This is a genomic window from Acinetobacter johnsonii, from assembly GCF_048551975.1.
Taxonomy (GTDB): Bacteria; Pseudomonadota; Gammaproteobacteria; order Pseudomonadales; family Moraxellaceae; genus Acinetobacter; species Acinetobacter johnsonii_A.
The window spans coordinates 1-13,299 of sequence record NZ_JBIMCF010000004.1 but is presented as its reverse complement, the minus strand read 5'-3'; the positions used below and the strand labels follow the sequence as shown (position 1 = coordinate 13,299).

Annotated in this window: 14 protein-coding genes and 1 pseudogene; 11 read left to right on the top strand and 4 right to left on the bottom strand. The window is 41.1% G+C overall.

The window, feature by feature from the left end; translation table 11 throughout:
- Positions 1-298 precede the first annotated feature (298 nt).
- From ACG9ZB_RS04990 to ACG9ZB_RS04965, 6 genes are all read left to right on the top strand, one after another.
- Positions 299-1,468, top strand: coding sequence for a catalase family protein (locus ACG9ZB_RS04990; protein ID WP_419324552.1), 1,170 nt, complete (start codon positions 299-301; stop codon positions 1,466-1,468).
- Complete coding sequence (locus ACG9ZB_RS04985; RefSeq protein WP_419324550.1) at positions 1,461-1,736, top strand: putative quinol monooxygenase; 276 nt, start codon at positions 1,461-1,463, stop codon at positions 1,734-1,736. Before ACG9ZB_RS04990 ends, ACG9ZB_RS04985 begins: the two co-directional genes overlap by 8 nt.
- A 245-nt stretch (positions 1,737-1,981) precedes the next feature.
- Positions 1,982-2,350 carry an MCR_0457 family protein gene (locus ACG9ZB_RS04980; protein ID WP_419324548.1) on the top strand — a complete coding sequence of 123 codons (369 nt, stop codon included), beginning with the start codon at positions 1,982-1,984 and terminating at the stop codon, positions 2,348-2,350.
- Between the two features lie 198 nt (positions 2,351-2,548).
- Positions 2,549-2,935, top strand: coding sequence for an MCR_0457 family protein (locus ACG9ZB_RS04975; protein WP_205666897.1), 387 nt, complete (start codon positions 2,549-2,551; stop codon positions 2,933-2,935).
- Between the two features lie 117 nt (positions 2,936-3,052).
- The gene (dacC, locus tag ACG9ZB_RS04970) at positions 3,053-4,201 is read left to right on the top strand and encodes a D-alanyl-D-alanine carboxypeptidase PBP5/6 (protein WP_205666898.1); all 1,149 of its coding nucleotides are present in this window, start codon (positions 3,053-3,055) and stop codon (positions 4,199-4,201) included.
- A 95-nt stretch (positions 4,202-4,296) separates the two neighbouring features.
- Positions 4,297-4,833 carry a gamma carbonic anhydrase family protein gene (locus ACG9ZB_RS04965; protein ID WP_205666899.1) on the top strand — a complete coding sequence of 179 codons (537 nt, stop codon included), beginning with the start codon at positions 4,297-4,299 and terminating at the stop codon, positions 4,831-4,833.
- A gap of 78 nt (positions 4,834-4,911) precedes the next feature.
- Here the strand turns inward: ACG9ZB_RS04965 and ACG9ZB_RS04960 are convergent.
- Positions 4,912-5,094, bottom strand: a pseudogene (locus tag ACG9ZB_RS04960) (LysR family transcriptional regulator); the annotation flags it as partial.
- 142 nt (positions 5,095-5,236) lie between these two features.
- Between ACG9ZB_RS04960 and ACG9ZB_RS04955 the strand changes: the two are divergent.
- The 5 genes from ACG9ZB_RS04955 to ACG9ZB_RS04935 all read left to right on the top strand — a co-directional run bounded on the left by ACG9ZB_RS04955 (position 5,237) and on the right by ACG9ZB_RS04935 (position 9,805).
- Complete coding sequence (locus tag ACG9ZB_RS04955; RefSeq protein ID WP_419324546.1) at positions 5,237-5,722, top strand: NUDIX hydrolase; 486 nt, start codon at positions 5,237-5,239, stop codon at positions 5,720-5,722.
- Between the two features lie 4 nt (positions 5,723-5,726).
- A complete protein-coding gene (gene mnmA, locus ACG9ZB_RS04950; protein ID WP_419324544.1) occupies positions 5,727-6,860 on the top strand; it encodes a tRNA 2-thiouridine(34) synthase MnmA in 1,134 nt (377 codons plus the stop codon).
- Between the two features lie 13 nt (positions 6,861-6,873).
- Positions 6,874-7,605, top strand: coding sequence for a high frequency lysogenization protein HflD (gene hflD, locus ACG9ZB_RS04945; protein ID WP_419324542.1), 732 nt, complete (start codon positions 6,874-6,876; stop codon positions 7,603-7,605).
- Positions 7,606-7,662: 57 nt separating this feature from the next.
- A complete protein-coding gene (purB, locus tag ACG9ZB_RS04940) occupies positions 7,663-9,051 on the top strand; it encodes an adenylosuccinate lyase (RefSeq protein WP_419324540.1) in 1,389 nt (462 codons plus the stop codon).
- A 136-nt stretch (positions 9,052-9,187) separates the two neighbouring features.
- Complete coding sequence (locus tag ACG9ZB_RS04935) at positions 9,188-9,805, top strand: DUF2238 domain-containing protein (RefSeq protein WP_419324538.1); 618 nt, start codon at positions 9,188-9,190, stop codon at positions 9,803-9,805.
- Between the two features lie 114 nt (positions 9,806-9,919).
- Here ACG9ZB_RS04935 and ACG9ZB_RS04930 read toward each other — a convergent pair whose 3' ends face one another.
- From ACG9ZB_RS04930 to ubiH, 3 genes are all read right to left on the bottom strand, one after another.
- A complete protein-coding gene (locus tag ACG9ZB_RS04930; protein WP_004694228.1) occupies positions 9,920-10,171 on the bottom strand; it encodes a hypothetical protein in 252 nt (83 codons plus the stop codon).
- 175 nt (positions 10,172-10,346) lie between these two features.
- Positions 10,347-11,591: an FAD-dependent monooxygenase gene (locus tag ACG9ZB_RS04925; RefSeq protein ID WP_419324536.1), complete on the bottom strand. Its 1,245-nt coding sequence runs from the start codon at positions 11,589-11,591 to the stop codon at positions 10,347-10,349.
- The gene (gene ubiH, locus ACG9ZB_RS04920; protein WP_419324534.1) at positions 11,588-12,796 is read right to left on the bottom strand and encodes a 2-octaprenyl-6-methoxyphenyl hydroxylase; all 1,209 of its coding nucleotides are present in this window, start codon (positions 12,794-12,796) and stop codon (positions 11,588-11,590) included. Before ubiH ends, ACG9ZB_RS04925 begins: the two co-directional genes overlap by 4 nt.
- Positions 12,797-13,299: the final 503 nt, after the last annotated feature.

Sequence of the window (13,299 nt, the reverse complement as noted above, 5' to 3'; positions counted from 1 at the left end):
AGGAATTTCTGCCCACAGACTAAACATTCATGACTTTAATTTTTTTTGCTCATGCTCGTTCTCTTTTATAATCATTATTGGTTTTGGGGAGATAAACATCATCGAACAAATTTTAAACCAATGTCAAATTTTCAGCGCCACTCAGCGTAGCTCCTCATTAAGTTTTTTCTAGACAGTAGTCATGAATAAAAAAATGCCACAGATATAATCATAATTCTGTATCTTAAATAAGGCTAAACAAGTTCATATCATCAGGTTAAAAATTAAAAAATCCAGCTTTAGAGCAAGGAGACAATCAATGCCTAACTCCGCAAAGCCTATGCCTTTGGGTCTACTTTTTCATACCATATTGCTCACGCGTATCACCGCTAACGTAGAAGCGCATACACCACCTATAATGTTGACTTCTCCTAAAGATTTTATATACCCAGATGTAGATCATGATCTAAGTGAAAGTCTTTATCCAAATGAGGCCGCCACTGCTAAAGAAATCGCGAACATCATTGAAATGACAATCCGAAAACAATATTCCACAGATATCGCGCTACGTGATGCGCACCCTAAAGCACATGGTTGCGTACGTGCAGAATTTAAGATAAACGAAACATTGCCTCAAAACATGGCTTATGGTGTTTTTATTCCAGGAAAAACTTATCCAGCGTGGATTCGTTTTTCGAATGGATCGAGTAATGCAAAACAGGCGGATATAAAAAAAGATGCACGCGGCATGGCGATCAAACTTTTAGCCGTGCCAGAGAAAAACCTTTTAGATGAAACTGCGGCTACGCAAGACTTCATTATGATCAATCATCCTGTATTCTTTGTAAATGACCCCGCTCGTTATCTATCATTTATACAAGATATCAATAGCGATCGATTTCTAAAAAAACTGCATGTCCCTTTTGCATTAGGAGCCAAAGGAACTTGGATTGCCTTGAACACTAGAAATAAAATTTCAAATCCACTGCAAACCATATACTGGTCTATGGTGCCCTATCAGTTAGGAGTCGGCGATCATCGTCAAGCGGTAAAGTACTCTGCTCGTGCATGTTCAGCCGTTGTTAGCCCGATTCCAGCTACTCCTCAAAAGGACTTTTTAAGAGCGGCACTTCGAACGACGTTACAAGATCGTGATGCCTGCATGGAATTTCTAGTACAACCTCGGACATCCAGCTCAATGTCTGTTGAAGACTCGATGACGGAATGGAAAGAAGACCAAGCTCCTTTCTATAAGGTGGCTACAATTCGTATTCCTCAGCAAGTTTTTGATACCCCTGAGCAAAATAAGTTTTGTGAAAATCTATCCTTTACACCATGGCATGCATTAGCTGAACATAAACCACTGGGTGCGATAAACCGAATGCGCAAAGTCATATATGACCAGATTAGTCGCGTCAGACATGAGATGAATTCTGCTAAAAAAACAACGCTAACAATGTCGGAGATCAATAAGGAGTCCTATGGTTAAACTCAATGGCCTATTAATCTGTGTGTCTAAAGAAGAAGTCTGTATGGTGATAGAACTCCTTCCAGCACATATTGAATTAACTCATCAAGAAGAAGGCTGCATTTCTTTTGAAGTCAAGCAATGCCTCGACCCTTTTATCTGGGAGGTGCTAGAAGTGTTTGATAGCATGAAAAGTTTTAAGCATCACCAAAGTAGAAGGGCCTCATCCATTTGGGGAGTGAAAACGCAAAATATTAAACGGCAGTACAAAATATCTGACGGTGATTAACGATTATGGGGTTCACAGCTTGCTTACACGTATAAGCATTTTATACCTAAATCTTATCCCCCTTGCACCTACTAAAGACCGCCAAAACTGAAGATTAGAAGTCGTTAGGATGATCATTGGCGATTAAAAAGTTCGAAACAAAAAACTTTATTAAAAAATGACTGGTCAGAACTTTTCATTGAATTCTAACTAAAAAAATATATATTGAGTCTCGGCATCCACCATAAATATGTGATTTTAAAAAAATGATTAAAAGCTTAACATTACGTAATTTCTTCGGATTAGGCATGGCTATCATGATCTCTCAATCTGCTTTTGCACTAGAGGGATTAAGCACAGAAGAAGCCAATACCATCGTAAAAGAAGATATTGCAGCAGCGCAAGTCATGACAGAATTTTGCCCTGCTTTGGTGGGTCAAGGCTCTAAAATTGAAAGCAACATTCAAACTTTAATTCAAACCTATTTACAAGACTACTCAGATAAGTCGATGACCTATGCAAAATTGCAGTCAGACAGCGAATACCAGTCGATTCTGCAAGAAGCTCGTACAGATGCAAAGGGCACAGACAAAGCAGAACAAAAGTCAGTATGTGATGACGTTGTAAACTTTTAAGGTTAATTCAAGTTCTACATCTGTATTGATAAAAAAGGATGAATAATGGAATTATTCATCCTTTTTTATTGGACTGAAAAATGTAAAAACGATGAAGTGATTTCAACAGCTTCTATACATTTTTGCGCTTACATTTACTTAAAATTTGTTTAAGCTCATCCTATTATGGCAAAAACATGTATGCACTTAGGGTTTAGAATGAATTTAAATGTAATGAAAAAAGTGATTTTGGCAGTTTGTGGTTCTTCTTTGATTGCCATCGGTTCGGCTCATGCAGCCAATAAAGACGAAAATATTGAAGTAACTCCACTGCAACAAGTGACGCAGCAAGAGTTGGCTGCAATTTATGTCCTATCAGAAGTTTGTCCAAGTCTCGTTTCAGACCAGACTCAGTTTGAAAATGGCTATAATACTTTGGCCAAAGAGTATCTACCGCAACAGAAAAACCCGACTGAATACCTTAAAAGCCTCAGCAAAGAGAAAAAATTTAAACCTATTTTAGCCGAAGCTCAAGCCGATGCAAAAAAAGCAGGTAAAGCTAAAAACCAAGAAATTTGTAAAGAATTGAGCACTTACAGCAAATAATACCAATTGGTTACAATATCTTTGAAATAAGCCGATTTCTCCCGTAGAAGTCGGCAGAACTTTGTCCTAAAATGCAAAGCTCTCGTGCTTATACTAAAGAAATCGGAAGCTCTTAGAATGATTCAAAAAAGCGCCCTTGCTGCGGCATTACTCGTACCAAGCATTTCATTTGCAGCAACTGTCTTATCCTCACCGCCAGAACTAAATAATAAATCATATGTGCTGATGGATTATGAGACTGGGCAAATCCTGGCATCTAAAAATGAAAATGAAAAATTAGCACCTGCCTCAATGACAAAAATGATGACGAGTTTCATTATTGAGCAAAAGTTGTTGGCGGGCGAACTCACCGAAAATGAAAAAGTTCGGATGAACGAGTCTGCTTGGTGTCGTGGTAGTAGTTCAGAATCATGTATGTATGTGCCATTAAATGGTACTGCGACTGCATTAGAGATGTTACGCGGCATTATCATTCAATCAGGTAATGATGCATCTAAGGCCATGGCTGAGCACATTGCTGGGAACGAAGGTACTTTTGTTCATATGATGAACACTGAAGCAAAACGTATCGGCATGACCAATACCAGCTTCATGAACTCAACAGGTATGCCTGCTGAAGGTCACTACTCGACAGCTAAAGACATGGCAACGCTTGCACAGCACATCATTCACGACAGTTCAAAATATTATCCGATTTATTCTGAAAAAGAATTTACTTTTAACGGTATCAAACAAGGCAACCGTAATGCCCTGCTTTATACTGACCCAAGTGTCGATGGTTTAAAAACTGGTCATACTGACGAAGCGGGTTATTGCTTAACAACTTCGGCTAAACGTGGCCCAATGCGTTTGATTTCTGTGATTTTTGGTGCGCCAAGCATGCAAGAACGCGCAACGCAAACACGTGAAATTTTAGCGTGGGGTTATGCAAACTTTGAAACTAAAAATGTTCAAGCTGCCAACCAAGTTTTAGCAAAATCAAAAGTATGGTTTGGTAAAGAAAGTGACGTACAAATTGGGTTAGCTGAAACCTTCAACGTGACTATGCCTAAAGGCCAAGCCAACGCAATCAAAACACAACTGGTGGTTCAACCGAAACTGACTGCACCTTTGAAAAAAGGTCAAGTGGTTGGTAAATATGTAGCAAGCCTTGATGGTAAAGTAATTGCTGAAAAACCACTTGTAGCGCTAAAAGATGTTGAAGAAGCAGGTTTTTTTGCACGTATGTTGGACCACATCAAACAATTCTTCTCAAACTTATTCTAAGCAGTAACACTTAGACTTAAGTTAAAGCATCCACACCTCAGTCTGGGTGCTTTTTTATTTTATAATGGACACCTATATAAAAGCAGAACACAAACATGGCTAAAAATATTCGCCCTTATTTGAACAACACTCCTCAGCTTGGTAACAACTGCTATATCGATGAAATGTCGGTAGTGATTGGTGATGTTATCTTGGCTGAAAATGTTTCTGTGTGGCCTTTTGCTGTGATTCGTGGTGATGTAAACCATATTCGGATTGGTAAAAACTCGAATGTACAAGACCATGCAATGCTGCATGTTAGTCATAAAAAATCAGATAAGCCAAATGGCTCGCCTTTAATCATTGGTGATGATGTCACCATTGGTCACCATGTCACCTTACACGGCTGTACCATCGGCAATCGGGTTTTAATTGGTATCAATAGCATTGTTTTGGACGATGTCATCATTCCTGACGACGTCATGATTGGCGCAGGAACACTGGTTCCACCAGGGAAAGTGCTTGAGAGTGGCTACTTATATGTCGGTAGTCCTGCCAAAAAAGTTCGTCCCCTAACAGAAAAAGAGTTGGCATTTTTGCCGTATTCAGCACAAAACTATGTCAAAGTTTCAGGGCATTATTTAGAGTCATAATCATTGGGGGTATTTTTCTTCCCTTTTAATATCGGCTCAAATAACAAGCATTACCTTCAAAAATGTTGAATCTGCGGATTAATCCTTCTCAAATGCTGTCACTAAAAAATCAATTAGGGCTTTTAAAGATGGTAATAAGCCACGTCGAGAGGTATAAGCCAGTTGAATCAGTTCAGGTGTTGGCTCTCAGTATGGAATCACTTTGACCAAACGGTCTACTTTTAAATCATTATGAATAATCAGTTCTGGTAACTTGGCAATCCACGCCCACCACAATACCTACCTAGCATAGCGGATGAAGACAATACCTAAAGCGGAACTAAGCTACTAATTTTATATTCATAACATAGCCACCACCGCCTAAATTTTGTAGAATACTCCTTTTACCCCATGGTGCTTTTACATGACCGCTTGGACAGCTCACGTCACCGTCGCAACTGTTGTTGAAAAAGACGGAAAATTTCTATTTGTAGAAGAGCATACTGCGGGTGTGACACACACTGTATTTAACCAGCCTGCGGGCCATGTTGAATCAGGTGAAACACTCATCGAAGCTGCCATTCGTGAAACTATGGAAGAAACTGGACATGAAGTGTCTATAGATGCGTTATTAGGCATTTATACCTATACACCACCCATGTTTCCAGATCGTACCTATTACCGTTTCTGCTTTTTAGCGCAGTCACTTCATCACAGTCCAACCGCCGAACTCGATACAGGTATCTTGGGTGCAGTATGGATGACTTTGGAGGAGCTACTCGAAACGGCTCGTGCACGTAGTCCATTGGTGATTAAAGCGGTTCAAGACGCACTCGTAGGTCAAAAATATCCTTTATCGCTCGTTTATGAGCACCCAAATTCTCCCCTTATTTCAAGTTTGGATGCCTAGTCCTATGCAACAACGTGTCATCGTCGGTATGTCGGGTGGTGTAGATTCATCTGTTTCTGCTGCTCTTCTTCTTCAACAAGGTTATCAAGTTGAAGGTCTTTTCATGAAGAACTGGGAAGAAGATGACGGTACGGAATACTGCACGGCTATGGAAGACTTAGCCGATGCTCAAGCAGTCTGTGACAAATTAGGAATTAAGCTACACACCGCCAATTTTGCTATGGAATATTGGGATCGGGTATTTGAGCATTTCTTAGCGGAATATGCTGCGGGTCGTACTCCAAACCCAGATATTTTATGTAATAAAGAAATCAAATTCCGTGCGTTCTTAGATCATGCCATGCAACTGGGCGCAGACTTTATTGCGACTGGTCACTATGCGCGTCGCGGCGAAACTATGACCAACTCTAAAGGTGAGGAATACGCACCTTTACTGCGTGGTTTAGATAAAAACAAAGACCAGACCTATTTCTTACATGCTGTGCATGGCCGTGAAATTAATAAGACGTTGTTCCCTGTAGGGGAAATTGAAAAGCCTGAAGTACGTAAGATTGCGGAACAATATGACTTAATCACGGCGAAGAAAAAAGACTCAACGGGCATCTGTTTTATTGGTGAACGTCGTTTTAATGACTTCTTAAAACAATACTTGCCTGCACAAGCTGGAAAAATCGTCTTAGATGATGGCAAAGAGGTTGGTGAACATCACGGCTTAATGTACTATACGCTCGGTCAACGCGGTGGTATTGGTATTGGCGGTTTGAAAGGTGTAGCTGAAGGCGCATGGTTCGTTCTACATAAAGATATTGAAAACAACCGTTTGGTGATTGGTCAAGGTCATGAACATCCACTCATGCAAAGTATTATACTTTGGAGTGAAACGATTGACTGGGTCGCAGGTGAAATGCAGATTCCTGAAACAGGTTTCCGTTGTACCTCACGGACGCGCTATCGCCAAGATGACCAAGATTGTGTGATCTTTAATGATCCGACTACCCCAGGTGGCGTACGTGTTGAGTTCGATGAGCCCCAACGTGCCGTGACTCCGGGTCAGAGTGTCGTATTCTACTCAGGTGAAGTTTGTTTAGGCGGCGGCGTGATTCATCATACCAATGCTCCTAAACCTGATTTTATTTAAAGGATTTTAAGACATGGCTGAGTTACCGTTTCAACAGCCTCAAACTTTGAACGATCGTCAAAATAGAGCTTTGGCGTTAGCGGCTGTTTTTCAGTCCGCGCAACTGACGCATATGACTGCCTTGAGTGGTCAGCAAAGTATTGGGGAAAGCGGTAACTTCTATTTAGAGCAATTGATTAAAGCCAGTTTAAATATCCGACCGAAGGGCAACCAAAGCGGACAAACTTTAGACTTTTTTCATCAGCTGGCGGACATCTCCTTAGGACTAAAAACCTTAGAAAGTAGCATTATCCAACCCTTTAATACCTCACCCAAAACTCGAATTCCTAAACTATCTACTGCTAAACTTCCCATGACCTATGCAATGGCACTCTTACAACTCGAAAAGAAAGTGTATAGCAACCCCAAACTCGTTGAAATTATTGAACAGTCCCAACAAAAAATATTAAGACAGCTTTCTTTTTTCGATAATAACTATTTACACCCAAGCATCATTGCCAACCTCGCACAAACCTACGTCGATACCGCCGGGCAAATTAACCCACGCATTATGGTGCGGGGCAATGCAGAAGCATTTAAAGACTCATCGCATACCAACCGCATTCGAGCTTCCCTCTTCACTGGCTTACAAATGGCACATTTATGGCGTCAGCTCGGTGGAAGTTCATGGGGCATGGTGTTTAGTAAACGCAAATTGCTCAAAGATATTCAAGATCTCGCTCGTTTACAGTATCAGGTGATTTAACACATGATCGACGGGCTTTTTAGTTTTACGTTTAATTCCAAAGTTTAAGGAATCGCTATGAACGCTTTAACCGCACTTTCTCCATTAGATGGACGCTACGCTAGCAAATGTGATGCGCTTCGTCCTTTCCTCTCTGAGTTTGGTTTAATCCATGCTCGTGTGACTGTTGAAGTGCGTTGGTTACAAGCGCTTGCAAACCGTCCAGAAATCACTGAAGTGCCTGATTTCAGTGCTGAGACCAATGCTGCACTTGATGCAATTGTTGCTGACTTTTCTGAAAGCGATGCCAACCGTATTAAAGATATCGAACGTACCACGAACCATGACGTCAAAGCCGTTGAGTACTTCCTGAAAGAAAAAATTGAAGGCATCGAAGAGCTTAAAAATGCAGGTGAATTCATTCACTTTGCGTGTACTTCTGAAGACATCAACAACTTGTCTCATGCATTAATGCTGAAAAGTGGTCGTGATGTATTGGTCGCATCTATGCAGCAAATCATTGACTCAATCGTGGCATTGGCTGAACAGCATGCTGACCAACCTATGTTATCTCGTACACATGGTCAGACGGCAAGCCCAACCACTTTGGGTAAAGAAATGGCAAACGTAGCGTACCGTCTTGCGCGCCAAATCAAACAATTCAAACAAGTTGAGCTTTTAGGCAAAATTAACGGTGCTGTAGGTAACTATAACGCTCACCTTTCTGCTTACCCAGACATTAACTGGCCTGCACACTCACAAGCATTCGTTGAGTCTTTAGGTCTAAGCTTTAACCCATACACTACTCAAATCGAACCACATGACTACATGGCGGAACTGTTTGATGCTTTACGTCGTTTCAACACGATTTTGATCGACTTTAACCGTGACGTTTGGGGTTATATCTCGCTTGGTTTCTTCAAGCAAAAACTTAAAGATGGTGAAGTGGGTTCTTCAACGATGCCACACAAAGTAAACCCTATTGACTTCGAAAACTCAGAAGGCAACTTAGGCTTAGCCAATGCAGTACTGGCACACCTTGGCGAAAAACTTCCTATTTCTCGCTGGCAGCGCGACCTAACAGACTCAACTGTACTACGTAATATGGGTGTTGGTTTTGCACAAAGCTTGATTGCTTTTGAAGCGTGTTCAAAAGGTATTGGTAAACTTGAACTGAATGCTGCACGTATTGATGAAGACTTGAACAATGCGCAAGAAGTTCTAGCTGAACCAATTCAAACGGTAATGCGTCGTTACAACGTTGAAAAACCATATGAAAAACTAAAAGCATTAACGCGTGGTCAAGCCATGACTCGTGACATGATGGTTGACTTCGTCAATGGTAACGAGCTTGAAGCTGTTCCTGCTGCTGACCGTGCACGTTTAGCGGAAATGACACCTGCAACCTATACAGGTAATGCAGCTGAACAAGCAAAACAAATTGCTGACTTAATTTCTAAAATCTAATTTTTAGAAATTGAAAAAAAGCGGAGCTTCGGCTTCGCTTTTTTATCTATAATGCAAACAAGAATCTCCTATATGCATAATTGAAAAACCAATAAAAATGATGACTATCTTGAAAAATACAACAACATAAACTCACGTGGACTATCAACTGAAAAAGCCGCATCGGATTGCACTCATTGTACTTGCTGTCGCCATTGCTTTCGCATCGATCCATCCCCTTGAACTCAGCTCTTATATTTTGCATCAGGTCGGAACCGTATTCATGTTGGTGACGCTGATCATTTGTCTTTATAAAATGGGGCTCAGCTTAATCAGCTTTATACTTTATATTGGGTTTTTGCTGATTCATATACTCGGTGCGCATTATCTATATTCTTATGTTCCCTATAATGAATGGTCGCTGCAGTATTTAAATCTAGACCTCAACCAGAGTTTAGGTTGGACACGGAATATGTATGATCGCTTTGTACATTTAGCGTACGGTCTACTGCTCTACCCATTTTTCTATCGTCTGTTTCAAGTGTGGTTACCCCAACTTTCTAAACTCACCCTATTCTTGTTGGTCATTCAATTTGTGATGGCAAGTAGCCTCATTTACGAATGGATTGAATGGTTTATTGCGATGAGCTTATCGCCTGAAGATGCTGAAAACTACAATGGGCAACAAGGTGATATTTGGGACGCACACCAAGACATGCTTTTAGCCACCGTTGGTGCAATCATCACAGGCATAGCCTATCTATTGAAAAAGTAGTCATTTTGTCTACCATAAAAAATAACGACAGGACTCATTCAAGTATAAGTGATTTGTGCATCAGTTTTAAAAATACAATAAAAAACACCACGTCAGGCGTGGTGTTTTTAACTCTTAGTCTTTCGCAGACTCATCTGTTGGCACTTCAGTAATTCGGCCACCGCGAGCAAGGAATGCCGCAACTTCGTCTTCAAGTGCTTGGCGTTGTTTTAATTTTGCAGTCACCGTCAGTGTTTCAGCTTCGGCAACATCACCATCGCTTGCAGCATTATCAGAAGAATCTGATGCGCCTTTTTCCGCTGCTTGAGCTTCGTCTTCGTCGACTGCTGAGTCTTCTACATCATCATAATCATTTGAATCAGTCATCTTAATCTCCCCACAAATGACATTTTAGGTTCCCATGAATTACTGGTTTCCAATTATGTTGAAATTTAACAAGCTCTCAGCCTTTCGCATAGTCTTATTCAACGGAAAAACGTATCTTTTTTAATCAAAATCGTAATCTTATTTTACGACTGGCTAAAAATTAACACTTCCTTTCTTAGACAGCATAACGCGTCTCTTTGAGCAACCCTAAACCATTGGCCTGTGCCATAAAAGCATCTTTTAATACAGGTAGTTTTTCAACCTGTTTCAAACCAAAGTTTCGCGCCCACACCACAGGAAAGAGTTGTGTTGTTTCCATCCAACCGATGGCAGACATGCTATGCATCATGACATCATTTTGTCCTTTACGGCTGTGTTCATAACGCTTCAGTGTTTGCTCATGTGCCCACACGCCACGTGCTAGATCATGTAGTAATACATCACACAGTACAGCCGCATCAAGACAACCAATATTCACCCCCTGCCCCGCCAACGGATGAATCACATGAGCCGCATCACCAATTAAAGCCAAGCCCGCTTTAACATATTGCTGTGCAGCACGTGCTTTGAGTGGGAAAGTGGCACGCGGTGTCGCTTCCAACACTTCGCCTAACATGTGATGACTTTCTCGCGTTAATAGCTGGGTAAATTCAGCATCTGAAAGTGCAGCATATTCTTCTGCATAATCATCGGGGAGCGTCCATACGATGGACTGCCAATGCCCTGCTTGCTCTGGTTTTAAACTCGCCATTGGTAAAAAAGCCAAAGGCCCTGTTTCTAAGAAAATCTGACGTGCAACATGTTGATGAGGCTGTGCAGTACGAATGGCGCAGCTTAAACCAGCCTGTTTGTAGTCCAGCACATCAATATCGATAAACGCTTGTTCCCGTACAAAAGAGTTTGCGCCATCTGCACCAATCACCAGTTTGGTTTTCAACACCGTGCCATCTGCCAAATGGATATACCATAGCCCAACACCTTCTTCGACACGGGCAACTTTAACTTGGGTACGGTAATCTTTGAGTACAACAAGCATCTGCTGTTGAATCGCTAAATTAAGCAAACTTGGCTCAACCATAGAACCGAGTGCTTGTTCGCCATGTGGTTCCTGTTTGGACGCATGACCAAAGTTAATTTCACCATAGCCATTTTTATTCCACACCTGCATGCCAGTATACGGCATCTGGCGGGCAATTTTATCCCAAACATTAACGGTTTTAAGTAGGTGTATCGTCGCTTGACTGAGTGCCAAGACACGCGGATTAGCAACACTTAAGGTCTTGTGTTCATCTAAAATAGGTGCAGCATCCAATACGGTAGCTTGCACACCGCCTTGTGCCAAAAGCAAGGCGGTAAGTCCACCAACTAAACCACCGCCAATAATCACCACATCTAAAACATCAGTTTGAACATGACTCATGCTTTTAGCCCCATGGCATAGTTGGCAACGAGCGGTTTAATGCCTGGAATCGTATCAAATGCGATCAGACCAGTATTCCGAATAAACTTTAAGATTGGATTACTATTGCTAAAGCCTCGTACCACCGAATCACAGAACTTAATTACGCGTTGTTGATCGGTCAAACGTGAAGCCTCATAAGCTTGCAGCATTTCAGCATCGCCCAAGTCGGCATTTTGCGCAATTTGCTCTGTTAAATAACGTACTAAGACGTGCGCATCTCGCATACACAGGTTAAAACCTTGCCCCGCGACGGGGTGAATGGTATGCGCAGCATTGCCCATTAACACCACCCGTCCTACGACCTGCTTTTCGGCTAGCACTTGTGACAATGGAAAACTAAAACGCTTACCTGTTTTTTGAAACTTTCCTGCACGGTCGCCATAGGTTTCTTGCAAAGCATCTAAGAAATGTTGATCATTTTCATCGCCCAACCATTCACCTTCTGTACCTTTTTTCACAGGCCAAACCACTGAACGACGGTATTCACCCGGAAGCGGCAACAGTGCCAATGGCCCTAAGCTACTAAAACGCTCAAACCCCACATGGTTATGCGGTTTTGAGGTTTGTACCGTGGTCACAATAGCGACTTGATCATAGTCATGCTCCGAAGCGCCTATTCCTAAGGCTTTACGGCAGAATGAATCACGTCCATCTGCAGCAATGACAAGTTTTGCTTGCAATGACAGTTGTTCTTCTCCACGACTCGCTTCTATGTATGCCATATCGGTATCTTGAGTCAGTTCGGTGACTTGTACGCCATCAATCAGCTCAATAAATGGTTGTTTTTGAACTTCTGCCAGTAATACACGACCAAGCCATGCATTTTCTATGACCTGCCCGAAGCTTTCGACTTTTTCTTGTTCTACTTTGAGACGCGCCTTACCAAAGCTACCTTGTTCGGTGATATTCACTTCTAAAATAGGCGTTGCATGTTCTTGTAAAGCGTTCCACAAACCCAATTCTTGGTAAATTTGAACTGTACGACGTGACAAGGCGCTGTTTCGTGCATCAAAACTAGAATGGTATGGCGCAAGGTTTACATCATCATAATTTGGATATTTGATCGCCTCTAAAAGCTTCACCGCAATATTTTGTTTGGCTAACATCAACGCCAGACTGAGTCCGACCATACCACCACCAACTATGATGACTTCTTGTTGCATGCTTTTATCCTTTTTATGGCGTATCTAAAGTCAAAAACTTCAAATACCTCTAAGTTTTAATGGATTTATATTACATCAAAGATTTTCTTTTTTATAATGAAATAGATGTTTTTACGTACTTTCACCGTAAAGTGTCATGTCATGATTTCTGAAAAGACAGTCTTTTCGATTTTCATCAAAACTTCTTCAGGACACTGTTTAAACAGACTTATAAGAAATGTGCAACTTTAAACAAATAATGATCATGAAAAATGAATAATACATAAAAAAGCCCAACCACTTAAGATTGAGCTCTTCAACAAAACATAAGCAATTGAATTTAAAATGCAATTTAAAGGATTACGTATAAGGTGTATTATGTTATTTTTAGCTGTGTGATTCATAGACATCATTTCAATATAATTGATGTTTATGAACAGAGAAATTCAACAAAGACTCGTATGGGTTAAATTATTTGAGAGACCAATGATGCTGGCCTAGTTTGTCGGAGATGTGGCATTTCT